Below are 24,584 nucleotides of genomic sequence, written 5' to 3' on the forward strand. Positions count from 1 at the left end.
CCGGCTGCCGCGGCACGGCGGCCGCGCCACCACGGTGGTGGTGACGATCGATCTCGACCAGCTCCGCGCCCGGCTCGGTGCGGCCGGGCTCGGGACCGGCGACCTCGTGTCCGCGGCCGAGGCGATGCGGCTGGCCTGCACCGCGGACCTGGTGCCGATGGTGCTCGGCGGCAGGGGCGAGGTCCTCCACCAGGGCCGCGCGAAGCGGCTGTTCACCGACGCCCAGCGGCTCGCGATGGCGGTGCGGGACAAGACCTGTCGCGCGGCCGGCTGCACCATCCCCGCGACCTGGTCCGAGGCGCACCACAAGCACGAGTGGGCCCTGGGCGGACGGACCGACCTCGACGACGGGGTCAGCCTCTGCTCGTGGCACCACCACCGCGCCCACGACCCGGCGTACACGGTCGAGTTCCACGCCTCCGGCGAGGTCCGGTTCCACCGACGCAGATAGGCCGACGTGGGGGGCCTAGGGTGCGGCCATGTCCTCGATCCCGCCTGCGTCCACCCACGACCCGGCCACGTTCACCTCTCCGCTTCGCGAGCAGCTGCTGGCGTTCGTCGACGAGCACCGCGCGATGCTCCGCGCCTGCCTCGACGACCTGACCGAGGACGAGGCACGTCGGCGACTGGTGCCGTCGAGGACGACGCTGCTGGGCCTGGTGAAGCACGCGACGTTCGTCGAGCAGGTGTGGTTCGACGAGGCGGTCACCGGTCGCAGCCGCGAGGAGATCGGCTGTGCCGCGGGACCGGACGAGTCGTTCGAGCTGCTGCAGGAGGACACCATCGAGACCGTCCGCGCCGCCTACGACGCGGTGTGCGCCCGATCCCGCGAGGCGACGGCCACCCTGGACCTCGACGACGTCGTCGAGGGCAACCGGCGCGGCCCGCTGCCGATGCGCTGGGTCCTGCTCCACGTGCTCCGCGAGCTCGCCCAGCACTGCGGCCACGCCGACATCCTGCGCGAGCAGGTCCTCGCCGGCCGTCAGCAGGAGACCGCTAGTCGCTGAGCAGAGCCGCGAGCGTCCCGCCGAGCTCGTACGCCGCCGCGCGCTGCTCGTCACCGACGTCGCCGAGGACCTCCAGCACCTCGGCGGCCTGGGTCCACGGCAGCGCCCCGATGATCGACTGCACCGAGCGGACCGCGCCGGTCGTGTCGTAGCGACCGTGCACCCACAGCCCGTACGGCTTCTTCCCGCCGGAGCCGGCTGCGGCGGAGCCGTCGTCGGACAGCGCTCCGCCGGCCTCGAGGAAGATCGAGTCGAAGAAGTGCTTCAGCGCGCCGGACATGTAGCCGAAGTTCGCCGGCGTCCCGAACAGGTAGCCGTCCGCCGCCAGCACGTCGTCCGCCGACGCCTCGAGCGCGGGTCGGGCGACCACCTCGACGCCGGTGATCTCGTCGTCGTGGGCGCCCGCCACGACCGCCTCCGTCAGGGAGCGCACGGTCTCGGTGGGTGAGTGGTGGACGATCAGCAGCCGGGCCATGGCAGGGACGCTAGCGCCCCGCAGCGCTCCGGCTCAGGCGAGCAGCGCGAGCAGCACCGCCATCATCGAGGCGAAGGAGCCGGCGGCCAGACCGGCGACCGGGACCCGGTCCCAGACGCCGTACCGCAGCCGGTGCTCCACCGCCAGACCGGCAGCGCCGGCCCCCACGACCAGGGGCACGCCCCACGCCCAGGTGGGCAGGGTCGCCACCGCGACGATGGCGAGCGCGGGCGCGCTGCGGGCCAGCCGTTCCTCGGAGCCGATGCACGCCCACAGCGCTGTTGCGCACACTGCAGCGAGGGCCAACAGCGCCAGGGCGGCGTACCACGGCTGGTAGCCGGGTCCCGCCAGCATCACGACGGCGTGCACGAGCAGGCCTACGGGTGCGAAGACGAGGAAACGGGCTGCGCCCACCACGGGTGCGCTGATGGTGGCGGCGTGGGTCATCGGACACCTCCGGACACGGTTCGACTGCTGTTCGGACCCCCGGCGGGTGGTCCCCGACCCCCCCCGCCTCAGTCACCGTATGGGCGGCCCCGGCGCGCCACAGGAGGTCAGGATCGCCTCCCCAAGATTGGGCATGCCATGACGAGGGGCTGAGCGAGGGGCTCAGCGAGGGGCTCAGCGGGGAGCCAGACTCCGGGTCGCGGGTCCCTCGAGCACCTCGCCGTCGGGCGCGAAGCGCGACCCGTGGAGCGGGCAGTCCCAGCTGCGCTCGACGTCGTTCCACCTCACCACGCCGCCGAGGTGGGGGCACACGGCCGAGACCCGCGACTCCACGCCGCCGACACGGCAGGTCGCGGTGGCCGGGCCGAACCGGTCCTGTCGTACGACGCCCGTGCCCTCCTCGATCTCCGCGCCCTCCCCGCCGCCGCGGCCGGGTCGGAGGAGGGGGCGCAGCCAGCCTTGCGCCAGCTCCAGCCCCACCTCGGTGTTGTTGCGGACGGAGTCGAGCAGCCCCGTCGCCTCGTGCCAGCGCCAGGGCTCCAGGGGCTTCGCCCACTCCATGTGGCCGCCGAGCATGCGTCCGGTCAGGGCCAGCGCGGCGGCCGGCCCGTTGGTCAGGCCCCACTTCGAGTAGCCGCCGGCGACGAGGACCGACTCCTGGCCGGGCAGCACCGGACCGACGAACGGCAGGCCGTGGTGGGTGACGTAGTCCTGGGCCGACCAGGCGTGCGTCTCCTCCGCGTCCGGGAAGTGCTCCAGCGTCCAGTCGCGCAGCGCGTCGAGCCGCTCCGCCTCCGACCCCGACGCACCGGTCCGGTGGCCGTGGCCGCCGACGAGCAGCAGCGCGCCGCCCTCCGTCGGGGCGTCCCGCAGCGACCGCGTGGGCTGGTCGGCGGAGAGGAACATGCCGGCCACGGTCGGCCCCGGGGTCCGGTAGGCAAGGCCGTACGAGCGGTGCGACCGAGCACGGGCGAAGAACCCGCCGCGGTCCAGCACGGGCAGGTTGGTGGCAACGACCACGCGGCCGGCGGACAGGTCGCCCACCGGCGTCACCACCCGCACCGGGTCCCGGTCCGTGACCCGCTGCACCCGGGCGCCCGCCACGATCTCGGCGCCGTGTCGCACCGCCTCCGCGGCCAGGGCGGAGAGGAGCTCCGTGGGGTCGAGCTGGAGCTGGTCGGCGAGGTGGACCGCGCCCCGCGTCGCGAAGGGCAGGGGCGGCTCATCGACCCAGGTCGCCGGCAGCCCGGCCGCGAGGGCCACCTCGAGCTCGCGCCGGGCGGCCCGCTCGCCGTGCTCGCTGGTCGCGAACGTGTAGGCGGCGCGGCGCTGGAACGGCACCTCGTGGTCCTCGCAGAACCGGGCGAGCCAGGCCTGACCCTCGAGGTTCGCGGTGACGTAGTCCCGGACCACGCCGGCCGGGTGGCGGCGTGCGACGCGGGACAGGTGGGTCCCCTGCAACACGCTGACCTTGGCGGTGCTGCGGCCCGTCGTGCCGGCGCCGACGTGCCGCGCCTCGAGCACGACCACCGAGCAGCCGGCCCGTGCCAGCAGCAGTGCCGTCGTCAGGCCGGTCACGCCTGCGCCGACGACCGCGACGTCGAACTGCCGCCCGGCGACGGATGCCATCGGGGAGGTCATCTCGGACGTCGGGGAGGGGGCCACGGTCGTGCCGAGGTCCGCCCACGGGGGTGTCGTCGTCATGCCCGGGACGTGCCCTCCCCGCGCAGGAACATGCCAACCCGGTCGTGCAGAGTTGAATGACCTGCTCGAATGGACCGGCTGCTCGCGGGGTACTGCAGGACATGCTGCTGCCCAAGCCCCGAGGGGCGTTCAGCCAGTCCCTCTTCTCCTCGCTGCGCGACCGGACCGGCCAGGCGGAGCGCGACCTGCCGGCGCTCGACCTGCCCGAGCCGGAGCACCACGACGATGCGGCCATCGCGCTGTGGGCGCTGCACGAGCTGGCCTACCGCGGCTTCGACGACGTCGACGACGCCCTCGAGTGGGACCCGGGCGTGCTCGCCGTGCGGCGTCGGCTCGAGGCGGACCTGGAGCGCCGGCTGCGTTCGCGCTTCGACGCCTACGGCGGCCGGGCGACGATTCCGGGCCGGGTGGGGTCGGACCTCGCCGAGGCGCTGTTCGCCTTCGTCGAGGCGCACGACGGCGCCTCCCTCGCGCGGCACGTCCACCGCGAGGCGAGCGAGGAGCAGGTGCTCGACCTGCTGCGCTGGCGGTCGGTCTACCACCTCAAGGAGGCGGACCCGACGACCTGGGTGGTGCCGCGATTGCCCACGGCGGCTAAGGCGGCCCTGGTGGAGCTGCAGTACGACGAGTACGGCGTCGGCGACCCCGACCGGCTGCACGCGGAGCTCTTCGCCCGCGGGCTGGAGGCATGCGGCCTGCGCTCCGAGTACGGCGGCTACGTGGACGAGGTCCCGGCCGAGCTCCTCGAGCAGAACAACGCGCTCTCGATGATCGGACTGCACCGGCGGCTGCGCGGCGCGGCGCTCGGCCACCTGGCGGCGTTCGAGGCGACCAGCTCGCTGCCGTCGCGACGGATGGCACAGGGCCTCGAGCGGCTGGGCCTCGCCCGGGAGATGGTCGACTACTACACCGAGCACGTCGAGGCCGACGCTGTGCACGAGCAGCTCGCGGTCCGCGCGATCCTCGTGCCGCTGCTCGAGGCGGAGCCGCACCTGCTGGAGGACGTCTTCCTCGGCGTCTTCACGTGCCTCGACCTCGAGGACCGCACCGCCCGGCGGGTGCTGGACCTGTGGGGGGTGGCGGCGTGAGCACCCAGGACGCGAACGGTCGGGGATGCCGTCCGGACATCGTGATCTGCCCGGAGGGACCGCTGCTGGTGCGCGGGGACGCCGTCGTCGAGGACGCGGACGGGGTGCGCCACCGGACCACCCGCCCCGTCACGGCGGTGTGCCGGTGCGGCAAGTCGGCCGTGCAGCCTTGGTGTGACGGCACCCACAAGCTGCTGCCGAAGCAGGCCCGGCCCTAGCCGACCGACCCGCAGCCGCACCGACCCCCGGTCAGGCCGGCCGGTCGAGCCGCAGCAGCACGCCTCGCTCCTCGACCCGCACCTCGCCGGGCACCAGGTCTCCCCGGACCGGGTCGGCGGCGAGCAGCTCCGCCTGCCGCTCGGTGCCGAGCTGGACCACCGTCGAGCCGCCCGGCCGCAGGTGGCGCGCCGCCAAGGCGACGCAGGCCCGCGCCACATCCAGACCGTCGTCGCCGCCGTCGATCGCGGTCAGCGGGTCCTCGGGGTAGCGGCCGGTCTCGTCGGTGGGCACCCACGGCGGGTCGGCGACCACGACCGCGAACCGCTCGTCGTCGGCGAGCGCCTCCTCGAGCCGGGCGTGCCGGACCTCGACGAGCTCGCCGAGCCCTGCGGCCGCCGCGTTGAGCCGTGTCAGCTCGACGGCGGCCGGCTCGGCGTCGACGCACACCAGCGAGCGGACCGGCCCCGGCTCGCGGACGGCGAGGGCCAGCATCAGCAGTCCGATGTGACCGGCGCCGGAGCACAGTTCGAGCACCGGCCCGTCGGGCGCGGTGCGCAGGAGCTCCGCCCCCCAGCGCGACTGCGCGGCCGTCCACGGTCGCGGCAGCAGCACCCGGTCGTCGTACCGGATCTGCAGCGGGCCGAAGTCCATCGACCGGAGCCCGGCGGGGTCCTGGAGGGTGTCAGGCAGGGGAGTCTCGGTCACGGAGGTCCTCTCGGAGCGGGTCAGCGGGGGAGTTGCGACAGCAGCCGCCGGGTGCGGTCGTGGAGCAGTGCCGCCCGTGCGGCGTTGTACCCGCAGGCGCCGTGCACCCCGCCGCCGGGGTGGGCGGACGCCGACGCGAGGTAGAGCCCGGCGATTCCGGTCTCCGCGCGGCCGAGCCCGGGCACGGGGCGGAAGACGAGCTGCTGGTGGAGCTGGGAGGAGCCGCCGCCGACTGCGCCGCCGACGAGGTTGGCGTTGCGCTCCTCGAGCTCGCGCGGGCCGAGCACCCGCCGGGCCAGCACCCTGCTGCCGAAGCCGGGTGCCCGCTCCTCGATCCGCTGCTGGACGCGGTCCGCGAACCGCTCGCGGTCATCGGCGTCCCACGTCCCACGCACGACGCCGGCGCCCTGCCCGGGCGTGCCGCCGGCGGCGTCGCCCCGGGTGCGCTGTGGCACGTGCGTGTAGGCCCACATCGACTCCGTGCCGGCGGGGGAGCGGGTGGGGTCGGCCGTCGTCATCTGCCCGGCGAGCAGGAACGGCCGCGCCGGCACCAGGCCGCTCGCGACCTGGGACAGCGCCTCTGTCATCTGCTCGACCGAGTCGGCGACGTGGACGGTGCCGGGCGCGTGGGGAGGCTCGTCCGCCCAGGGGACCGGCCCGGACAGGGCCCAGTCGACCTTGACGGTGCCGGGGTCCATCTCGAAGTCGCGCATCCCGCGCGCCACCCGGGCGGGGAGGTCGTCGGGTGCGACCAGTCCGCCGAACAGTCGCGGCGCCGCGACGTCGGCCAGCACCGCTCGGCGTACGCCGATCCGCTCGCCGTCGGCGAGGCGCACGCCGGTGGCGCGACCGCGCTCGACCTCGACGGCCACCACCTCGGCGTCGCACCGGATCTCGCCGCCGGCCGCGGTGAACCGCCGGGCCATCGCCTCGCTGAGCCGACCCGCGCCCCCCTCGGGGACCGGGAAGCCCGCGGTCTGGCCGACGAGCGTGAGGAGCAGTGCCACCACTCCGGACCCGGGCGCGTCGAGGGGGATGTCGCCGTGGCCGCCGTTGCCGGCGATGAGGATCCGCGGGGCGACGCCCCCGAACCGGGTGCGGCCGAGGTCGAGCGCGGGGGTGAGCAGGGTGCGGGCGAGCTCCAGCGCCCCGAGCCCGCGCAACCGCGCGAGGAGCCCTGCCCCGGCGCGAACCGGCGGGAAGGGCGAGAACAGGGCGGACACCACCGACTGGCCGACCCGGTCCCACTCCGAGCACAGCCGCAGCCAGGCCTCGCCGTCGCCGGCATGGGTGTCGTCCATGCGCCCCGCGGTGACCTCCCGGTCGCGGTGCAGCAGCGCCCAGCCGCCCTCGGGCAGCGGGTGGCCCAGGACCGCCGGGGCGTGGCGCCACCGCAGTCCGTGGTCCTCGAGTCCCAGCCATCGGATCGCCGGCGAGACGGCGGACAGAGGGTAGAACGCGCTGAAGGTGTCGTGCTCGAAGTCGGGGTGCACGTCGCGCGCGCTGCGCACGGCACCGCCGACGTCCGGCTGCGCCTCCAGCACCAGCACCGACCAGCCCCGGTCGGCGAGCAGGTTGGCGCCGACCAGGCCGTTGGGTCCGGCGCCGACCACGACCGCGTCGTACGTCACGGCCGGCTCCCTCCGTCGGGCCTCACGTGCGCCGCTCGGCGAGGAGTGCGAGCCGGGTGAGGGCTTCCTCGTTGCGCCAGCGAAGGCCGAGGTCGCGCACCGGCTTCGGCACCAGCGTGCCGGGTCCCTCGACGGCGTCCTCCTCGATCGTCACCTCCGTGGCCGACCCGACGGCCTCGAGTCGCAGCACGACCTCGGCCGCCCCGGACGGCCACGCGTGGGCGCGCAGCCGCAGCAGTGCGGGCGGACGAGACTCGAGGACCTCGGTCTCGTCGTCGAGGAGCGCCGGCCAGGCGCCGACCGAGTGGTGCAGCCGGGCGCCCTCGCCGGGCCAGTGGTCGTCCACCTCCCGCATCCGTGAGGCGCCCACGACCCACAGCGGGTAGAGCCAGCCGTCGGAGAGCACGTCCCAGACGCGTTCGGGGGTGGTGTCGACCAGGCGCGTCGTCGTGCTCATGGGTCCTGTCTACCCGAGGGGGCGTGGCGGAAACGGGTGCCGAGCCCGCGGACGGGCCGCCTGTCATCTGGACGAGCGCTGTCCTTCCCGGGTCCAGCGGTTAGGCTGTCCCCGTCATGACGCGACTCGAAGGGCTCCTTCGCTGCCGCAGCGAGGTCTGACCGCCGGACCCCTCGCTGCGGAGTGCGTGCTGTCCGACCGGCACCCAGCAGCTTCCCGATCGAGGACCCCATGACCCTCCAGAACTCCGGCTTCACGAACACCCAGCGCCCCAGTGGCATGCCCGTCCACCGCTACCGCGCCTTCCCACCGGTCGACATCCCCGACCGCACCTGGCCGGACAACCCGATCACCCGTGCCCCCCGGTGGCTCTCCACCGACCTGCGCGACGGCAACCAGGCGCTCATCGACCCGATGTCGCCGGCCCGCAAGATGATGATGTTCGACCTCCTCGTGAAGATGGGCTACAAGGAGATCGAGGTCGGCTTCCCGTCGGCGAGCGAGACCGACTTCAACTTCGTCCGCCAGCTCATCGAGCAGGACAAGGTCCCCGAGGACGTCACCATCTCGGTGCTCACGCAGGCCCGCGAGGACCTGATCGAGCGCACCGTGCAGAGCCTCGTCGGCGTCCACCACGCCAACATCCACCTCTACAACGCCCTGGCGCCGCTGTTCCGCCGCGTGGTGTTCCACGCCGGCCGCGACGAGGTCAAGGACATCGCCGTGCGCGGCACCCAGCTGGTGATGAAGCACGCCGAGAACATCCTCGACAAGACCGTGATCGGCTACGAGTACAGCCCCGAGATCTTCACCGGCACCGAGCTGCCCTTCTCGGTCGAGGTGTGCGAGGCGGTCTCGGACGTCTGGCAGCCCGACGACGGCCGCGAGATCATCCTCAACCTGCCGGCGACCGTCGAGATGGCGACGCCCAACGTGTACGCCGACCAGATCGAGTGGTTCTCCCGCCAGCTCACCCGGCGTGAGCACACCACGATCAGCCTGCACCCCCACAACGACCGCGGCACCGCCGTCGCCGCCACCGAGCTGGCGATGATGGCCGGTGCCGACCGGGTCGAGGGCTGCCTCTTCGGGCACGGCGAGCGGACCGGCAACGTCTGCCTTGTCACGCTCGGCATGAACCTCTTCAGCCAGGGCATCGACCCGCAGATCGACTTCTCCGACATCGACGAGATCCGCCGCACCGTCGAGTTCTGCACCCAGCTGCCCGTGCACCCGCGCCACCCGTACGCCGGCGACCTCGTCTACACGGCGTTCTCCGGCAGCCACCAGGACGCCATCAAGAAGGGCCTCGAGGACCTCGACCGCCAGGCCGCCGAGCAGGGCGTCCCGGTCGAGGAGGTCGCGTGGGAGGCGCCGTACCTGCCGATCGACCCGAAGGACGTCGGCCGCACCTACGAGGCGGTCATCCGGGTCAACAGCCAGTCGGGCAAGGGCGGCGTGGCCTACATCCTCAAGGCCGAGCACAAGCTCGACCTGCCGCGCCGCGCGCAGATCGAGTTCAGCCGGGTGATCCAGGAGCGGACCGACACCGAGGGCGGCGAGCTCGCCCCCACGGAGATCTGGAGCATGTTCGCCGGGGAGTACCTCGACCGCGAGACGCCGCTACGGCTGAACTCCGTGCACACCTCGTCGGCCGCCGGCGAGCGCGACCAGCTCACTGTCAACGTGTACGTCGACGGCGAGGCGCAAACGCTCTCCGGCGAGGGCAACGGCCCGATCGAGGCGTTCGTCAACGCGATCAACGCACTGCCGCAGGACTTCGACGTCCGGGTGCTCGACTACCACGAGCACGCGCTGTCGTCGGGCGGCGACGCCATCGCGGCGGCGTACGTCGAGTGCGCGGTCGGCGGTCAGGTGCTGTGGGGCGTCGGGCTCGACCCGAACATCGTCACGGCCTCGCTGAAGGCGGTCATCTCCGCGGTGAACCGGGCCTGACCAGGCGCCGGCGCGACCTCCGACACTTGGTGGCGCGGCTACCGTCGGCAGCATGCTGAGCGGACTCGTCGACACCGTCCTGGACCGGACCGTCGCGCCGGGGTACTCCCGCGTCGGCCTGGCCGTGCGCCGCCGCCTGCCCGACTGGCCGGCGGACCCGCCCCGGGACGCGCTCGTCGGCCGGCACGTGCTGGTCACGGGGGCGACCTCGGGCCTGGGGGAGGCGACGGCGTCGGGCGTGCTCACGCACGGCGGCCACGCCCACCTCGTGGTCCGCGACCTCGAGAAGGCCGGCCGCGTCCGCGACGAGCTGCTGGCCGAGCATCCCGATGCCGAGGTCACGGTCTGGCGGTGCGACCTCGGCGACCTCGAGGACGTGCGCCGGCTGGCGCGCGAGCTGCGCGACTCGGGGCTGCGGTTCCACTCGGTGGTGCACAACGCGGGCGTCATGCCGCCGGAGCGCACCGAGTCGCCGCAGGGCCACGAGCTGACCATGGCCGTGCACGTGCTCGGGCCGGTGCTGCTGACCGACCTGCTGCAGCCGGTGCTGGAGACCGGTGCGCGCGTCGTGCTGGTGACCTCCGGTGGGATGTACGCCCAGCCGCTGCGCGACGACGACCCGCAGTACCTCCGCGGCGAGTACTCCCCGACGACCGCCTACGCCCGCAGCAAGCGGGCCCAGGTCGAGCTGCTCGGCCTGCTCCAGGAGCGGTGGACCGGGGTCGACGTGCACGCCACCCACCCCGGCTGGGCCGACACCCCCGGCGTGCGCGACTCGCTGCCCGGCTTCCGGAGGATCACCGGACCGATCCTGCGCGACGCGGAGGGCGGCGCGGACACGACGGTCTGGCTCGTGGCGGTGCAGCCCGGGCCGCCCGGCGGCGGGCTCTGGCACGACCGTCGCCGCCGCCCCGCGAGCCTGCTGCCCCGGACCCGCCCCAGCGAGGAGCAGCGTCGCCGCACCCTCGAGTGGGTGCTGGCCCAGACCGATCTCGGCTAGAGAAGCCGGCGCAGCGCCTCGGTCGCGCCGCGCAGGTAGGCCGCCACCACCTCGCGCTGCTCGGGGGCGAGGCCGGCGTCGACCTCGTGCAGCCCCTGGAACATGGGGGACAGGTGACCGATCACCTCGGCCGCGCCCGACGGCGTGATCGTGACCGCCGTGCGCCGGCGGTCCGACGGGTGCGGGGTGCGCACGACGTGGCCGCGCTCGGTGAGCCGGTCGACGATGCCCGACGACGCGGCGGTGGTGACCCCGAGCCGGCGCGCGATCTCGGCGGGGCCGAGCGGCTCCCCGAAGAGCATCTCCAGCGTCGACATCTCCGAGTGGCTCAGCGCCGCCCGCCGCGCCACCGCGGGCCGGACCCGCGCGGCCACGTCGAGCAGCTCGCGCAGCGCGGTCAGCGTCCCGGTCTGCAGCCCGCCCTCGGGCAGGCCGGAGTGCTCCTCGGCCCGCCCGTGGCTCTCTGCACTGGGACCTCGGTGGCCGGGGCCGGTCCGGACCGGTTTGGGTGCGGGGATATCGTTCACTTGGTTAGCAATCTGGTGAGCAACCCGATAAGTAACTTGGTGAGGTAAGTCTAGATGAGCACCCCTCGAGCCCTCCGATCGCGAGGAGAGTCGCGCGGCCGGGACCCGTTCCGCCTGACACCGGCCCGCGCCGTGGCCGCCAGCCTCCTGGGCCTGCTGCTCGCCGGCATGCTGATCGGGGCCCTCGGCGAGGCCGAGCTGCGGCCGGACCCGACCGCGAACGCGCCGGCCGGGGCCGACAGCACCCGGGTGGTCGAGCTGCAGTCGCAGTTCGACGCAGGCGAGGACCCCACCGCCGTCGTGCTCTACACGGCCGACTCCGGGGAGCTGACGGGGGAGCAGCTCGACGCGCTGCAGCGCACCTTCGCGAACGTCACCGGCAGCCCCGTCCCGCTGCAGCCGAGCGAGGACGGCACAGCCGCGCTGGGCGTCACGCCGGTCGAGGGCGACGGCGCCCTCGCGGTCGCCGACTCGGTGCGGCAGCTCCGCGCGGACCTCGACGACGCCGTCCCCGACGGGGTCACCGCCCAGGTGACGGGCCCGGCGGCGATCCAGGCCGACCTCTCGGCCGTCTTCGAGGGCGCCGACACCCGGCTGCTGCTGGCCACCGCCACCGTCGTGGCGATCCTGCTCATCGTCACCTACCGCAGCCCCGTCCTCTGGCTCGTGCCGCTGGTCGTCGTCGGCGTCGCCGACCGGCTCGCCGCGGTGCTCGCCACCCAGGTGCTCGCCGTCGTGGAGGTCCCGTGGGACGAGTCCACTGTCGGCATCCTCTCCGTGCTGGTCTTCGGCGCCGGCACCGACTACGCCCTGCTGCTCATCTCCCGCTACCGCGACGAGCTCCGCCGTCACGACGACCGGTACGCCGCGATGCGGCTGGCCCGCCGTCGTACCGCCGAGGCCGTGCTCTCCAGCTCCGCGACCGTGGTCGTCGGCGTGCTGACGCTGCTGCTCGCCTCCTTCCCGGCCACCCGGGGGCTCGGCGTCGCCTGCGCCGTGGGCATCGTGGTCGCGGCCGTGATGGTGCTGGCCGTGCTGCCGCCGGCGCTGGTGCTGTTCGGCCGCTGGGTGTTCTGGCCGGTCGTGCCGCGGGTCGGCCAGCCGACCCTGGCCGAGTCCCGTTCCCTGTGGGCGCGCGTCGGCCGCGTGGTCGCCGCCGCGCCCGTCGCGCTGATGGTGTCCTCGCTCCTCCTCCTGGGCGCGCTGGCTGCCGGGCTCACCCAGGTCCAGGCGGGGCTCTCCACGTCCGAGCAGTTCCTCGAGGAGCCCGAGGCCATCCGGGCCGCGGACCGGCTCGCCGAGAGCTTCCCCGCCGGTGCCGCCGAGCCGACGGTCGTCGTCACCGCCGCCGACCCGCAGCAGGTGACCTCCGCGGTCGACGAGCTGCCCGGGGCGGCCGCCCGCGAGGTCGAGGAAGGGGCCGGGGGGTGGAGCCGGTTCACCGTGGTCCTGGACGCCAGGCCCGGCAGCGACGAGGCAGAGGAGTCCGTCCGCGACCTGCGGGAGGCGCTCGCCGGCTTCGACGAGACCTACGTCGGCGGCGCGGAGGCGGAGGCGCTCGACGAGGCCGACGCCGCGGCCCGCGACCGCCTCGTCGTCATCCCGCTGGTGCTCGCCCTCGTGCTCGTCGTGCTGATGGTGCTGCTGCGCTCGGTGGTCGCGCCGATCGTCCTGGTGGCGACCGTGGTCGCCACCTTCCTCGCCGCCCTGGGCGTCTCGTGGTGGTTGTTCAGCGGCCTGCTCGGCTTCGAGGCGATCGACGTGGGGATGCCGCTGCTGGCCTTCCTCTTCCTGGTCGCCCTGGGCGTCGACTACAACATCTTCCTCGTCACCCGCGCGGCCGAGGAGGCACGGGACCACGGCACCCGCACCGGGATGCTGCGCTCGCTGGCGGCGACGGGCGGCGTGATCACCAGCGCCGGCGTCCTGCTCGCGGCAGTCTTCGCCGTGCTCGGCGTGCTGCCGCTGGTGGTGCTGGCCCAGCTCGGCGTCGTCATCTGCATCGGCGTCCTGCTCGACACGCTGCTGGTCCGCACCGTGCTCGTGCCGGCCATCGCGGTCCGGCTCGGCGACCGGTTCTGGTGGCCCCGGCGGCTGGGTCCGGCCGAGGACGGCACGGACGGGTCGGCTGCCCCCGGGGGCGGCACGGACGTCACGTCGTCGACAGGGGCAGCCGCACGGTGAAGGTGGTCCCCGCGAGGTGGGCGGAGTCGACGTCGATCCGCCCACCGTGGGAGCTGACGATGCCGTTGACGATCGACAGGCCGAGCCCGGTGCCCTGGATGGCGCGGGCCTGGGCGGTCGAGGAGCGGAAGAACTTCTGGAACAGGCCCGCCTGCTCCTCCCGGGGGATGCCGATCCCGGTGTCCTCGACCACGAGCCAGGCCTCGCCGTCCCGCCGGCTGAGCCGGCAGCCCACCCGGCCGCCGTCCTCGGTGAACTTCACCGCGTTGCTGAGCAGGTTCAGGGTGGCCCTCTCGAGCTGGGCCCGGTCGCCCAGCACCCGCACCTCCTCGCCCGGGAGCACGAAGCTGACGTGGAGGTCGCGTCCGTTGACGAAGGGGCGCATCGACTCCTCCGTCTGCCGGAGGAGGGCGGTGAGGTCGACCGGGTCGCGTCCCCACCCGGCCGCGCCCGAGTCGATGCCGCCGAGCAGCAGCAGGTCGTTGCACAGGTTGATGAGCCGGTCGCCGTTGCGGGCGATGGTCTCCAGCATCGGTTGCGCCCGGTCGGGGTCGGCGATCATGCCCTCGCGCAGCATCTCGGTGTAGCCCACGATGCTGGTCACCGGCGTGCGCAGCTCGTGGCTCACCGTCGAGACGAACTCGTTCTTGGCAGCGTCCAGCGACTTGAGCCGCTCCACGGCGTGGCGCTCCTTCTCCAGCGCCGCGATTAGCATCTCCTGGCTGTGCCGCTGCTCGGTGACGTCGCGGCCCACGCAGAGGTAGCCGCGACGGGCGACGGTCGCGTCGGTGGTGACGCTGAGCGTCATCGAGATGGTGTGGCGGCTGCCGTCCGAGCCGATCCAGGTCCAGTCGCGTGGCCGGCTCTCGCCCTGTCCGCCGATGTCCGCGGTGAGTGCCTCGAACGTGCCGCGACGGGAGCCGGTGGCGCGCGCCGCGAGCTCGGCGGGGTCGAGCAGCTCCACGAACGGGCGTCCCACCACCGCGGCGGCCTCGTAGCCGAGCATCCGTTGCGCGCCCGAGTTGAAGAGCGTGATCCGGCCGTCGGCGTCGATCCCGATCAGGGCGGTCGTGATCGCCGCCTGGAGCAGGTGGGAGACCATCCCGGCCGCGTTGCGCTCGGCGGTGACGTCGATGCCCGTCATGACGACGTACGCCGGCCGGTCCTCGTCGTCGCGCACGATGCGGTTGTTCCACACCACCCGGAGCCGGCCGCCGTCCTTGCGGGCCACGTCCGCCTCACGGGTCTGCGGGACCCCGCGGCCGTCGGGCTCGGCCCAGTAGCCGGCGACGACCTCGCGCCGCTCCGGCGTGATGATGTGGGCCCACAGCGGTTCTCCGAGGAGCTCCTCGGGGTCGAACCCGGTGAGGACGCGGGTGGCCTCGTTGACGCGGACGAGGGTGCCGGCCAGGTCGCTGACGAGGATGATGCAGGCCGTGGTGTCCAGGGTGGCGCTCGTGAGCCGCTCGGCCGCCTCGATCCGCTGCCGCGCACGGTGCTCCACGGTGACGTCGAGCATCTGGGCCGCGAACCGGGGCCGCGTGCCGCCCGCCAGCTTCGACACCACGACCTCGACCTGGGTGGTGGGGTCGGCGGCGAGCGCGCGGCGTCCCCGCCAGCCGTCGAGCCCGCCCTCGAGGATGTCCTGCATCGCCCGGCGCACCTCGGAGGGGCGGTCGAGCAACCGGTCGAGGTAGCGGCCGACGACGGGCCCGCCGCTGTGGAGGAGCCTGACGGCCGTGTCGTTGGCGTCGACGATCTCGAGCCGGTCGCCGCGCGGCTCGAGCAGCAGCATCGCGTTGAGCGAGTCGGTGAAGTTGCGTCGGAAGAGCTCCTCGCGCTCGACGACGTCGCGCAGCAGCTGGGCCCGCTGCTCGAGCACCAGCGCCAGCGGCAGCAGCATCAGCGCTGCGGTGATCATCCAGATCTGCACCATGGTCCCGGCGGCGCTGGCGGAGACCGTGCCGCCGCCGACGCGAAGGGCGAACGGGCCGTGGCCGAGCGTGGTGAACGTCGTGCACAGGGCGCTGACGAGGACCAGCTGCCACGCCACGGTGCGGGCGTCGAAGCGCAACGCTGCCCAGACCAGCACCGCCATCGGTACGAAGGCGAGCGAGAGCTCCTGCGTGGGGGCGAAGACACCGAGCGTGACCGCCACGAGCAGCAGGGACTGGCCCAGCACCTCGATCGCCCGCGGGCGGACGAGACGCCCCGCCGTCAGGGCGAGGGGCACGATGACCAGCGTCGAGGCGAGGTGGGAGGGGAGCACGGTGCGGGTGGTGAGCCACCAGGGCGTGCCGGCGAGCAGCGCGAGGCCCGGCGCTGCCACGAGGGTGAACGCGGTGGCGCCGACAAGGGCGGCGCGGGCGAGGTGCAGGAAGTCGTCGAGGGTGCGCAGCACCGCCGTGCGTGAGCCGCGCGCGGTGAGCACGCTCGCGGCGAGGAGTGCCTCGGCGGCGTTGGCGAGGCAGAACATCAGCGCGACCGGGAGGTCCCGGCCCCCGGTCAGGTTGGCCGCGAACGTGGCCAGGGCGACGCCGGCGGTCAGCGCCGGCCAGTGGCGTCGGGGGCCGAGGGCGACCAGCGCGACCGCGAGGCCGGCCGCCGGCCACCACAGCGCGACGCCGCCCTCGAGCCGCAGGTGCACCGCGGCCACGGACACGACGTAGACGGCCACGAGGGTGGCGGTCGCGGCCAGGAGGCCGCGGCGTGGCTGTCCCGAGACGGTCATGGGCGAGATTCTCGTGCAACGAGGGCGCCGTCGCGCCCGGAATCGCCGGAGCGTGTCCGGACCGGGTCCAAGGTCCCGCCTGACGGAGCAGGAGCCGCTACTGTGCCCGCATGCTGGTCTCGGAGCGCATCGGTCAGTTCTTCCTGGAGGAGCACGGGTCGCGCGACCGGCTCGAGTACACCGAGTACGGCAGCGGCGACGCATGGGTCGTGCTGCTGCACGGACAGCTCATGCCACGCCGGATGCAGCAGCCGCTCGCCCGCGCGCTGGCCGCCGAGGGCCTGCACGTCGTCACCCTCGACCTGCTCGGCCACGGCCGCTCCGACCGCCCTGCGGACCCGCGTGTCTACTCGATGACGGCCTTCGGCGAGCAGGTGATCGCCCTGCTCGACCACCTCGGCGCCGACCAGGCCGTCGTGGGCGGCACGTCGCTCGGCGCCAACGTGTCGCTGGAGGTGGCGGCGCTGGCACCCGACCGGGTGCGCGGCATCGTCGCCGAGATGCCGGTGCTCGACAACGCCGTGGAGGCCGGCATCCTCGCGTTCGCCCCGCTGATGTTCACCGCCCGGTTCCTGCCGGCCGCGGTCTCGGCGATCCGCGCCGTGACGAGGCCGGTGCCGCGCGGGCTGGTGCCCTTCTGGGTCGGGATCGCGCTCGACACGCTCGACCAGCGGCCCGAGGCGATGGCCGCGGTGGTCCACGGACTCTTCTTCGGCCGCGTGGCGCCCTCGTCCCGGCACCGTCGACAGATCACCGCGCCGGCCCTCGTGGTCGGCCACGCCCGCGACCCGATCCACCCCGCCGCCGACGCGGCCATGCTGGCCGACGAGCTGCCGAACGCGACGTTCGTGCAGGCGCGCAGCATCCTGGAGTGGCGGAGCCACCCGGAGCGGCTCAACCAAGCGGCGATCGACTTCGCGCTGGGGTGCTGGGAGGACCGGCCGCGCCGGCGCCGCTCCGGCCGGGCGGGCAGGTCGGGCCACGACCGGCGTTCCGGCGCCTGAGCGCGCCGCCCGGAGGCGGTATCCCCGCCCGCCGGTGGCAGGGGCGACAATGGAGGGGTGCCGCTCTACCGCGACGAGGCGATCGTGCTGCGCACCCACAAGCTGGGTGAGGCAGACCGGATCATCACCCTGCTGACCCGCCACCACGGGCGGGTCCGTGCCGTCGCGCGCGGCGTGCGCCGTACCACCTCGCGGTGGGGCTCCCGGCTCGAGCCCTTCACCCACGTCGACCTGCAGCTCGCCGAGGGTCGCAACCTCGACACCATCACGCAGGCGGAGACCCTGACGCCGTTCTCCGGCGAGATCGGCCTCGACTACGACCGCTACACCGCGGGGACCGTGATGCTCGAGACGGCCGACCGGCTGGTCCCGGAGGAGCGGCAGCCGGCGCTCCAGCAGTTCCTCCTGCTCGTCGGCGGCCTGCGGGTGATGGCGTCCGGGCAGCGCGGCCCGCACCAGGTGCTCGACTCCTTCCTGCTGCGCTCGCTCGCCGTCGCCGGCTACGCCCCGTCGTTCGACCACTGCGTGCGCTGCGGCCTCGAGGGCCCCCACCGGTGGTTCAGCCCGGCGGCGGGTGGCGTGCTGTGCGCGACCTGCCGGGTGCCCGGGGCGGCCAACCCGTCACCCGAGGCGCTCGTCGCGCTCGGCGCCCTGCTCGCCGGCGACTGGCCGACGGTCGAGGTGACCGAGCCGCGCCACCTCCGCGAGGCCAGCGGCGTGGTGGCGGCCTACCTCGCCTGGCACCTCGAGCGCGGGCTGCGTTCGCTCGAGCACCTCGAGCGCTGATTCCTCAGGCGGACCCGTAGCGGCGGTCGCGCCGGGCGTACGTCTCGATCGCCCGCCACAGGTCGCGGCGGTCGACGTCGGGCCACAGCACGTCGCTGAAGACGAGCTCGGAGTACGCCGCCTGCCACAGCATGAAGTTGGACAGCCGCTGCTCGCCCGACGTCCGCCACACGAGGTCGGCGTCGGCGAGCTCGGGCACGTAGAGGTGGCGCGCGAACACCTTCTCGTCGACCTTGTCCGCCTTCAGCCGTCCCGCGGCGACCTGCTGCGCGATGGCGCGGGCGGTGTCGGCGATCTCCGCGCGACCGCCGTAGTTGACGCACATCGTCAGCGTGAGGACGTCGTTGTCGCGGGTGAGCTCCTCGGCGACCTGCAGCTCCCGGATCACCGACTTCCACAGCCGGGGTGTCCGCCCGGCCCAGCGGACGCGGACGCCGAGCTCGTGCATCTCGTCGCGGCGGCGGCGGATGACGTCGCGGTTGAAGCCCATGAGGAACTTCACCTCGTCGGGGGACCGCGACCAGTTCTCCGTCGAGAAGGCGTAGGCGGAGATCGCCTTCACCCCGATCTCGATGGCGCCCTCGACGACGTCGAACAGCGAGTGCTCGCCCTGCTCGTGGCCTGCCGTCCGGGGCAGGCCGCGCTCGGCGGCCCAGCGGCCGTTGCCGTCCATGACGACGGCGACGTGCCGGGGCACGAGCTCGCGCGGGACCGGCGGCGGAGTGGCTCCGGATGCATGGGGCGTGGGGGGCCGCACCGTTCGCTTCACAGCGGGCAGGATACGGGGCGTCGGTCCCCGGGCTCTGCCATGCTGGGCGCGGGGGACAACACAGGGGGACGCCGATGGGCACCAGGGACGCTCGCGCGCGCAGCATCTCGGCGGGCCGGATGCTGCTGCTCGGGGACGAGCTCCACCCGGGGGTGCCGCAGACGGCGTTCCTGGCGCTGTACGTCGTCGACACGGCGCTGCGGAGCTCCGGGATCGCGGGGCTGACCGGTCCCGCGGTGTGGTCGGGGCGCGGCGTCGGTGCGGTGCTCGTCGTCGCGCTGACAGCCGCTGCGTGGCTGCTCCCGTGGCGGCTGCTGCCGCCGTGGGCGGTCGGCGCGCTGCCCGTTCTCGACCTCGCGGCGATCGGCCTCGTCCGGCTGGACCAGGTCGGCGCCGCGTCCACCGCGCTGCTGGCGGCGGTGCCGGCGGTGTGGCTCGGCCGCCACGCCGGGCGTGGCGGCGCTGCGGTCGTCGGACTGACCACGTTTCTCCTCGTGGGTCTGCCGCCGGTCCTGCTGCTCGGGAGCGACGGGGAGCTGCTCGCGCGGATGGTGCTGCTGCCGGTGGTCGCCGCGTGGGCCGCGCTCGTGGTCGCGGTGGGGCTGGAGCGGGCGGGGATGGCGTTCGCGGAGATGGAGCGCCAGCGCGAGGAGCTCGGGCGCGCGATGGTCTCGGCCGACCACCACCGGCGCATCGCGGCCGCGATCCTCGACACCGTCGACGTGGGGCTGGTGCTGCTCGACGGGGACGGCGCCTACCAGACCATGAACCGCCGCCACCTCGACTTCATGCACCTCGCCTACCCCGACGGCCACGCCGGCCGCGCCGGACAGCTCGGGCTGGTCTTCGGCCCCGACGGGACCACGCGGCTGACTCGCGAGGAGATGCCCACGTGGCGCGCCAGCCGCGGCGAGGAGTTCGACGACTGCCGGATCTGGGTCGGGGAGGACCCGGCCACGCGCCGCGCCCTCTCGGTCTCGGCACGGGCCGTCCACGACCAGGCGGGCGCCTTCGCGGGAGCGGCGCTCGCCTACAAGGACGTCACCGACTTCATGCTCGCGCTGCGCAGCAAGGACGACTTCGTGGCGGCGGTCTCCCACGAGCTCCGCACCCCGTTGACGTCGGTCGTGGGGTACGTCGACCTGCTGCGGGAGGAGGGCTGGACCTCGGACGCTCCCGCCCAGCTCGACGTCGTCGCGCGCAACGCCGACCGGCTCGCCCGGCTGGTCTCGGACCTGCTGGAGTCGGCCAAGCTCGAGCAGGGTCCGATGCCGGTGTCCCGCGAGCCCGCGGACCTCGCCGTGGTCGTGCGTGAACGACTCGCCGCCGTCGCGCCGTCCGTGGCCGCCGCCGGGCTCGAGCTCGACGTGGACGTGCCCGACAGCCTGCCGGCCTCGGTCGACGTCCGCCGGATGGGTCAGGTCGTCGACAACCTGCTCTCGAACGCCGTGAAGTACACCCCGACGGGCGGGCGGGTGACCCTGACGCTCACCGAGACGGCAGAGGGGGCCGAGCTGGCCGTCGCCGACACCGGCATCGGCATCAGCGCCCTCGACCTCGAGCAGCTCTTCACGCGCTTCTACCGAGCCCGCGAGGCGGAGCGGCGGGCGATCCAGGGGATCGGGCTGGGACTCAGCATCGTCCGCGCGATCGTCGACGGGCACGGCGGGCGGATCGAGGTGGAGAGCGAGCCGGGGCGCGGCAGCGTCTTCCGGGTGGTGCTCCCCGCCCCGGAGCAGGCCCCGGAGCACGCGCCGCAGCTGCGGCTGGTCTGACCGGGCGCTGCTGGAGCCGGTCTTCAACCCTCGCGGCAAGCGCGGACCCAAGCACGGCGCGGGCCTGCGGAAGGGAATACCATCGCTGTTCTCACCTGTGGCGCGGCGGATTCGGGAGGGCTGGTACGGGTGGCTGAGCAGGTCCCTGTCGTGGGCAACATCTTGACGCTCATCGAGCGCCGTGACTGGGTACGCCTCGAGCGCTTCCTGGCTCCCGACGTGCACTGGACGACCGGCATCGAAGAGGAGCTGCGCGGTGCCGAAGAAGTGATTGCCACCCTCCGGGACGACCCGGTTCCCGGCCCCCCGGCGTTTCACGAAGTCGACGGCGACGGACGGCTCACACGCTGGATCGACAAGGTGGGCTGAGGGGCGTGCGGCGTCGGGGGGGACGGCCTCGTCAGCGGCAGGCGGGGCAGGTCCCGAAGATCTCCAGGGTGTGGCTGACGTCCTCGAAGCCGTGCTCGGCGGCGATCGTGTTCGTCCAGCGCTCCACGGCCGGGCCCTCGACCTCGACGGTCGACCCGCACGAGCGGCAGACGAGGTGGTGGTGGTGCGACGTCGAGCAGCGGCGGTAGGCCGCCTCGCCCTCCTCGGTGCGCAGCACGTCGATCTCGCCGGCCTCGGCCAGCCGCTGGAGGGTGCGGTAGACGGTGGCGAGGCCGACCCGCTCGCCCTGCCGGCCGAGCAGCTCGTGGATCTCCTGGGCAGAGCGGAAGTCGTCGAAGGTGCCGAGCACCTCCGCCACGGCCCGACGCTGGCGGGTCGGCCGGGCGCCCGCGAGGGCGGGTGCCGTCGCGTCGGTCGGTCGGTCGCTGCTCGTCATGTCGTCCTCGTCGCTCCTGGTGCCGCTGGGGGCCGCTGGTGGGCGGTCTCGGGTGAGGCTAGTGCTCGTCGTAGTGCTGGTCGTGGGGCGCGTGCCGGTGGCCGTCGTGCACGTAGTCCACGTGGTCGCCGTGAGGCACCGCGAGGTGGCCGCAGTCGGGACCGTGCTGGTGCGGGTGGTCACCGGTCGGATCGTGGCCCACCGGCTCGACCTCGGGGAAGGGTGCCCGCAGCCGGGCGCGGCGGCGCAGCGCGGCGCCGACGGGCCAGGCCACCACGAAGCCGACCAGCGCGAGCACCACGATCGTCGGACCGGGCGCCACGCGCCACTGGTACGACGCGAAGGCCGACAGCACCAGCCCACCGACCGACGCGGCGAGCCCCAGCGCCATCGCGAGACCGAGGGTGGTGCGGAAGCTCCGGGTCAGCTGCTGGGCGGTCGCGACGGGCACCACCATCAGTGCCGAGACCAGCAGCAGGCCGACGGTGCGCATCGCCACCGTGACGGTCACCGCCGCGAGGACGGCCACCAGCACGTTGTAGGCGCGGACCCGCAGCCCCGCGACCCGGGCGAACTCCTGGTCGTGGGCGACCGCGAACAGCTGGGGCATGAGGCCGACGGCCACCACCAGCACGATCGCCGCGAGGCCCATCGTGAACCACACGTCCGCCGGGGAGATCGTCGTGATCGACCCGAACAGGTAGGCGTGCAGCTGGCTGGCGCTCTGGTCGGCCAGGCCCGTGATCAGCACGCCGCCCGCGATGCCGCCGTAGAACAGCAGCGCCAGTGCGACGTCGCCGTTGGCGTGGCCGCGCTCGCGGATGACCTCGATCGTCACCGCGCCCAGCACGGCGACGACGACCGCGGTCCAGGTCGGGGAGGCACCGGTCAGCAGGCCCACGGCGACGCCGGTCACCGCGACGTGGCCGATGCCGTCGCCCATCAGCGCCATCCGCCGCTGCACGAGGTAGGTGCCCACCGCAGGGGCGGCGAGCCCCGTGAAGACGGCGGCCAGCAGGGCCCGCACCATGAAGGGGGCGGTCAGGATGTCCACGGGCGCTCCTCCCGTTCTGCGGGGGCGTCGAGGGGCGAGGCGACGTGTGGCGTGAAGGGGTGCTGCACCGACCGGCGGTGGTGCGCGTGGTCGCCGTCCAGCCCGGACCCGTGGACCTCGTCCTCGGCCAGCGGGGGACCGTCGTACGCCACCCGGCCGTCGCGCATGACGACGGCGCGGTCGACCAGGGCAGCGAGCGGCCCCAGCTCGTGGGCCACCAGCACCACGGTGGCCCCGCGCTGCTTCAGCACCGCGAGGGCGTCAGCGAGGGCCCGCTGGTTGGGGAGGTCCACCCCGGCCGTGGGCTCGTCGAGGAGGAACAGCTCGGCGTCACCGGCCAGCGCGCGGGCGATCAGCACCCGCTGCTGCTGGCCGCCTGACAGCGTCTCCACGGCGTCCCGTGCCCGGTCGGCGAGGCCCACCAGGTCGAGTGCGTCCTGGACGGCCGCCCGGTCGGCACGGCGGAGCGGCCGGAGCAGCTTGCGCCGGGTGAGCCGGCCTGCCGCCACGACCTCCCACACCGAGGCAGGGACACCGCTCACGGCGCTGGCCCGCTGCGGGACGAAGCCGATGCGGTGCCAGTCGCGGAAGTCGCCGACGGGGGTGTCGAACAGCTTCGCGGAGCCCTCGCTCAGCTCGCGCAGGCCGGTGAGCGCACGGACCAGGGTCGACTTGCCGGAGCCGTTGGCACCCATCAGCGCGACGAACTCGCCGGCCGGCACGGCCAGCGAGACGTGGCGCAGGACGGGGCGCCCCCCGATCGCGACGCCCGCGTCCCGGAGCTCGACGATGCTCAACAGCCGTTCGCCTCCCGGATCAGCTCGAGGTTGGCGCGCATGAGGGAAAGGTAGTCGTCGCCCTGGGTCTCCGTGGTCAGTCCCTCGACCGGGTCGAGGACCTCGACGTCGATGCCCAGGTCGCCGGCGAGGGCCTCGGCCGCCTGCGGGCTGTCGAGCCGCTCGGCGAACACCGTCGTGATGCCCTCGTCGCGGATGAGGCGCTGGAGCCGGGCAAGGTCCGCCGGGGTGGGCTCGGCGTCGGGGGAGAGACCGACAATGGGCTCGAGGTGCAGGCCGTACTCCGCGAGGTAGCCGAAGGCGTCGTGGTTAACGACCACCGTGTCGCGCTCGCAGGAGGCCAGCCCGTCGGCGTACTCGGTGTGGAGCGCCTCGAGGTCGGCGCGCAGCGCCGCAGCGTTCTGCGCGAACTCCTCGGCGTGGTCGGGGTCGAGGTCGGCGAGCCGGTCCGCCACCGCGTCGGCGACGTCCGCCATGCGCAGCGGGTCGAGCCAGAAGTGCGGGTCGGTGTCGCCGTGCTCGTGCTCGTGCTCCTCGTCGTCGGCGTGGTCCGCGTGCTCCTCGTCCGCGTGGCCCTCCTCGGAGTGGTCGGTCGCGGGACGCAGGTCGACGACGTCGGTCACGTCGAGGACGTCGCCCTCGACGTTCTGCTCGACCGCGTCGTCCACGGCGGGCTGGAAGCCCTGCTGGTGGATCACGAGGCCGGCGCCGGCGAGGCGGGCGGTCTCCTCGACGGTGAGCTCGAGGTCGTGCGGCTCGCCGCCCACGGCGGTCAGGTTGCTGACCGGCACGTGCTCGCCCGCCACCCGCTCGGCGACGAAGGCCAGCGGGTAGAACGCCGCGACCACGCCGCCCTCGGTCTCCCCGGCATCGCCGGTCAGCGCGCCGCAACCGGTCGCGACGAGGGGGAGGGTCAGGGCGAGCGCGGCCATGCGGCGGCCAGGGGTGGAGCGGAATAGCATGAGAACGATTCTCAGTCCAGTGAGAATGGTTGTCAAAATCTCAACCGCGACGGGCGAGGGGTGGGCGGCGCGGCGGGGTCTAGGCTCCACGGGTGCTCGTCGTCACCCGCTTCCGTGTCCCCGAGGCCGACGCCCCCGTCTTCCGCGCCGACGCCGAGCGCGCCCTTGCCGCGCTCGCAGCCCGCCCCGGGTACCTCGCCGGCCAGCTCGGTCGCAACGTCGACGACCCCGAGCTGTGGGCGCTCGTCACCACCTGGGAGCACGTCGGTGCCTACCGCCGTGCGCTGTCGTCGTACGACGTGAAGCTGCACGCCGTGCCGCTGCTCGGCCGCGCGCTCGACGAGCCCAGCGCCTACGAGCCCGCCGACCCGGGAGCCGACCTCAACGTGGCCGGCAGCCGCTCGTTAGGCTGAGGCACCGCACGCACACCACCACGGACGGTCCCCGACGGGACCCCGTCCTGCCCGCGTGGTCGACCAC

25 protein-coding genes are annotated in these 24,584 nt (G+C 74.0%); 12 read left to right on the plus strand and 13 right to left on the minus strand.

Annotated features, from left to right (window positions below; translation table 11 throughout):
• Positions 1-451: DUF222 domain-containing protein (locus ACFP2E_RS09055; protein WP_378539318.1), on the plus strand; the 451-nt coding region annotated here is incomplete at its 5' end.
• Between the two features lie 28 nt (positions 452-479).
• Positions 480-1,007: a DinB family protein gene (locus tag ACFP2E_RS09060; protein WP_378523305.1), complete on the plus strand. Its 528-nt coding sequence runs from the start codon at positions 480-482 to the stop codon at positions 1,005-1,007.
• Here the strand turns inward: ACFP2E_RS09060 and ACFP2E_RS09065 are convergent.
• From ACFP2E_RS09065 to ACFP2E_RS09075, 3 genes are all read right to left on the minus strand, one after another.
• Positions 997-1,482, minus strand: a complete 486-nt coding sequence (locus ACFP2E_RS09065) for a flavodoxin family protein (protein WP_378523306.1) — start codon at positions 1,480-1,482, stop codon at positions 997-999. The two genes, ACFP2E_RS09060 and ACFP2E_RS09065, sit on opposite strands and share 11 nt — an antisense overlap.
• Positions 1,483-1,515: 33 nt before the next feature.
• On the minus strand, positions 1,516-1,929 hold the full coding sequence (locus ACFP2E_RS09070; RefSeq protein WP_378523307.1) for a hypothetical protein: 414 nt from the start codon (positions 1,927-1,929) through the stop codon (positions 1,516-1,518).
• A gap of 174 nt (positions 1,930-2,103) precedes the next feature.
• The gene (locus ACFP2E_RS09075; protein WP_378523308.1) at positions 2,104-3,633 is read right to left on the minus strand and encodes an FAD-dependent oxidoreductase; all 1,530 of its coding nucleotides are present in this window, start codon (positions 3,631-3,633) and stop codon (positions 2,104-2,106) included.
• A gap of 101 nt (positions 3,634-3,734) precedes the next feature.
• On the opposite strand from ACFP2E_RS09075, the gene ACFP2E_RS09080 reads away from it, so the two are divergent.
• Together ACFP2E_RS09080 and ACFP2E_RS09085 are read left to right on the plus strand one after the other, a co-directional pair.
• Positions 3,735-4,721: an iron-containing redox enzyme family protein gene (locus ACFP2E_RS09080; protein ID WP_378523309.1), complete on the plus strand. Its 987-nt coding sequence runs from the start codon at positions 3,735-3,737 to the stop codon at positions 4,719-4,721.
• Positions 4,718-4,939: a CDGSH iron-sulfur domain-containing protein gene (locus tag ACFP2E_RS09085; RefSeq protein WP_378523310.1), complete on the plus strand. Its 222-nt coding sequence runs from the start codon at positions 4,718-4,720 to the stop codon at positions 4,937-4,939. Before ACFP2E_RS09080 ends, ACFP2E_RS09085 begins: the two co-directional genes overlap by 4 nt.
• A 31-nt stretch (positions 4,940-4,970) precedes the next feature.
• On the opposite strand, the gene ACFP2E_RS09090 is transcribed toward ACFP2E_RS09085, so the two are convergent.
• From ACFP2E_RS09090 to ACFP2E_RS09100, 3 genes are read right to left on the minus strand one after another with little or no spacing between them, the layout of a single operon-like run.
• Positions 4,971-5,645: a methyltransferase gene (locus ACFP2E_RS09090; protein WP_378523311.1), complete on the minus strand. Its 675-nt coding sequence runs from the start codon at positions 5,643-5,645 to the stop codon at positions 4,971-4,973.
• Positions 5,646-5,665: 20 nt separating this feature from the next.
• A complete protein-coding gene (locus tag ACFP2E_RS09095; protein WP_378523312.1) occupies positions 5,666-7,276 on the minus strand; it encodes a phytoene desaturase family protein in 1,611 nt (536 codons plus the stop codon).
• Positions 7,277-7,298: 22 nt separating this feature from the next.
• Positions 7,299-7,733 carry an SRPBCC family protein gene (locus ACFP2E_RS09100; protein WP_378523313.1) on the minus strand — a complete coding sequence of 145 codons (435 nt, stop codon included), beginning with the start codon at positions 7,731-7,733 and terminating at the stop codon, positions 7,299-7,301.
• Positions 7,734-7,964: 231 nt separating this feature from the next.
• Between ACFP2E_RS09100 and leuA the strand changes: the two genes are divergently transcribed.
• Together leuA and ACFP2E_RS09110 are read left to right on the plus strand one after the other, a co-directional pair.
• Positions 7,965-9,689, plus strand: a complete 1,725-nt coding sequence (gene leuA / locus ACFP2E_RS09105; protein ID WP_378523314.1) for a 2-isopropylmalate synthase — start codon at positions 7,965-7,967, stop codon at positions 9,687-9,689.
• A 52-nt stretch (positions 9,690-9,741) separates the two neighbouring features.
• Positions 9,742-10,689 (plus strand): SDR family NAD(P)-dependent oxidoreductase, encoded by a 948-nt coding sequence (locus ACFP2E_RS09110; protein ID WP_378523315.1) that lies wholly within the window; start codon positions 9,742-9,744, stop codon positions 10,687-10,689.
• On the opposite strand, the gene ACFP2E_RS09115 is transcribed toward ACFP2E_RS09110, so the two are convergent.
• On the minus strand, positions 10,686-11,216 hold the full coding sequence (locus ACFP2E_RS09115) for a MarR family winged helix-turn-helix transcriptional regulator (RefSeq protein ID WP_378523316.1): 531 nt from the start codon (positions 11,214-11,216) through the stop codon (positions 10,686-10,688). The two genes, ACFP2E_RS09110 and ACFP2E_RS09115, sit on opposite strands and share 4 nt — an antisense overlap.
• Before the next feature lie 54 nt (positions 11,217-11,270).
• Between ACFP2E_RS09115 and ACFP2E_RS09120 the strand changes: the two genes are divergently transcribed.
• The gene (locus ACFP2E_RS09120) at positions 11,271-13,400 is read left to right on the plus strand and encodes an MMPL family transporter (protein WP_378523317.1); all 2,130 of its coding nucleotides are present in this window, start codon (positions 11,271-11,273) and stop codon (positions 13,398-13,400) included.
• On the opposite strand, the gene ACFP2E_RS09125 is transcribed toward ACFP2E_RS09120, so the two are convergent.
• Positions 13,369-16,131, minus strand: coding sequence for a PAS domain S-box protein (locus ACFP2E_RS09125; protein ID WP_378523318.1), 2,763 nt, complete (start codon positions 16,129-16,131; stop codon positions 13,369-13,371). The two genes, ACFP2E_RS09120 and ACFP2E_RS09125, sit on opposite strands and share 32 nt — an antisense overlap.
• Before the next feature lie 110 nt (positions 16,132-16,241).
• Between ACFP2E_RS09125 and ACFP2E_RS09130 the strand changes: the two genes are divergently transcribed.
• Together ACFP2E_RS09130 and recO are read left to right on the plus strand one after the other, a co-directional pair.
• The gene (locus tag ACFP2E_RS09130) at positions 16,242-17,135 is read left to right on the plus strand and encodes an alpha/beta fold hydrolase (RefSeq protein ID WP_378523319.1); all 894 of its coding nucleotides are present in this window, start codon (positions 16,242-16,244) and stop codon (positions 17,133-17,135) included.
• A gap of 57 nt (positions 17,136-17,192) precedes the next feature.
• The gene (gene recO, locus ACFP2E_RS09135) at positions 17,193-17,921 is read left to right on the plus strand and encodes a DNA repair protein RecO (protein ID WP_378523320.1); all 729 of its coding nucleotides are present in this window, start codon (positions 17,193-17,195) and stop codon (positions 17,919-17,921) included.
• A gap of 4 nt (positions 17,922-17,925) precedes the next feature.
• Here recO and ACFP2E_RS09140 read toward each other — a convergent pair whose 3' ends face one another.
• Positions 17,926-18,690, minus strand: a complete 765-nt coding sequence (locus ACFP2E_RS09140) for an isoprenyl transferase (RefSeq protein WP_378523321.1) — start codon at positions 18,688-18,690, stop codon at positions 17,926-17,928.
• 74 nt (positions 18,691-18,764) lie between these two features.
• Between ACFP2E_RS09140 and ACFP2E_RS09145 the strand changes: the two genes are divergently transcribed.
• Both ACFP2E_RS09145 and ACFP2E_RS09150 read left to right on the plus strand, forming a co-directional pair.
• Positions 18,765-20,465, plus strand: coding sequence for a sensor histidine kinase (locus ACFP2E_RS09145; RefSeq protein ID WP_378523322.1), 1,701 nt, complete (start codon positions 18,765-18,767; stop codon positions 20,463-20,465).
• A gap of 129 nt (positions 20,466-20,594) precedes the next feature.
• The gene (locus tag ACFP2E_RS09150) at positions 20,595-20,834 is read left to right on the plus strand and encodes a hypothetical protein (protein ID WP_378523323.1); all 240 of its coding nucleotides are present in this window, start codon (positions 20,595-20,597) and stop codon (positions 20,832-20,834) included.
• A 31-nt stretch (positions 20,835-20,865) separates the two neighbouring features.
• Here ACFP2E_RS09150 and ACFP2E_RS09155 read toward each other — a convergent pair whose 3' ends face one another.
• From ACFP2E_RS09155 to ACFP2E_RS09170, 4 genes are read right to left on the minus strand one after another with little or no spacing between them, the layout of a single operon-like run.
• Positions 20,866-21,291, minus strand: coding sequence for a Fur family transcriptional regulator (locus tag ACFP2E_RS09155; protein ID WP_378523324.1), 426 nt, complete (start codon positions 21,289-21,291; stop codon positions 20,866-20,868).
• A gap of 58 nt (positions 21,292-21,349) precedes the next feature.
• Positions 21,350-22,345 carry a metal ABC transporter permease gene (locus tag ACFP2E_RS09160; protein WP_378523325.1) on the minus strand — a complete coding sequence of 332 codons (996 nt, stop codon included), beginning with the start codon at positions 22,343-22,345 and terminating at the stop codon, positions 21,350-21,352.
• Positions 22,333-23,142, minus strand: coding sequence for a metal ABC transporter ATP-binding protein (locus ACFP2E_RS09165; protein WP_378523326.1), 810 nt, complete (start codon positions 23,140-23,142; stop codon positions 22,333-22,335). The genes ACFP2E_RS09160 and ACFP2E_RS09165 overlap by 13 nt, the downstream gene beginning before the upstream one ends.
• Positions 23,139-24,104, minus strand: a complete 966-nt coding sequence (locus ACFP2E_RS09170; RefSeq protein ID WP_378523327.1) for a metal ABC transporter substrate-binding protein — start codon at positions 24,102-24,104, stop codon at positions 23,139-23,141. Before ACFP2E_RS09170 ends, ACFP2E_RS09165 begins: the two co-directional genes overlap by 4 nt.
• 92 nt (positions 24,105-24,196) lie before the next feature.
• Between ACFP2E_RS09170 and ACFP2E_RS09175 the strand changes: the two genes are divergently transcribed.
• The gene (locus ACFP2E_RS09175; RefSeq protein ID WP_378523329.1) at positions 24,197-24,517 is read left to right on the plus strand and encodes an antibiotic biosynthesis monooxygenase family protein; all 321 of its coding nucleotides are present in this window, start codon (positions 24,197-24,199) and stop codon (positions 24,515-24,517) included.
• Positions 24,518-24,584 lie beyond the last annotated feature (67 nt).

This window comes from Nocardioides sp. GCM10027114, from assembly GCF_042659625.1.
GTDB lineage: Bacteria > Actinomycetota > Actinomycetes > Propionibacteriales > Nocardioidaceae > Nocardioides.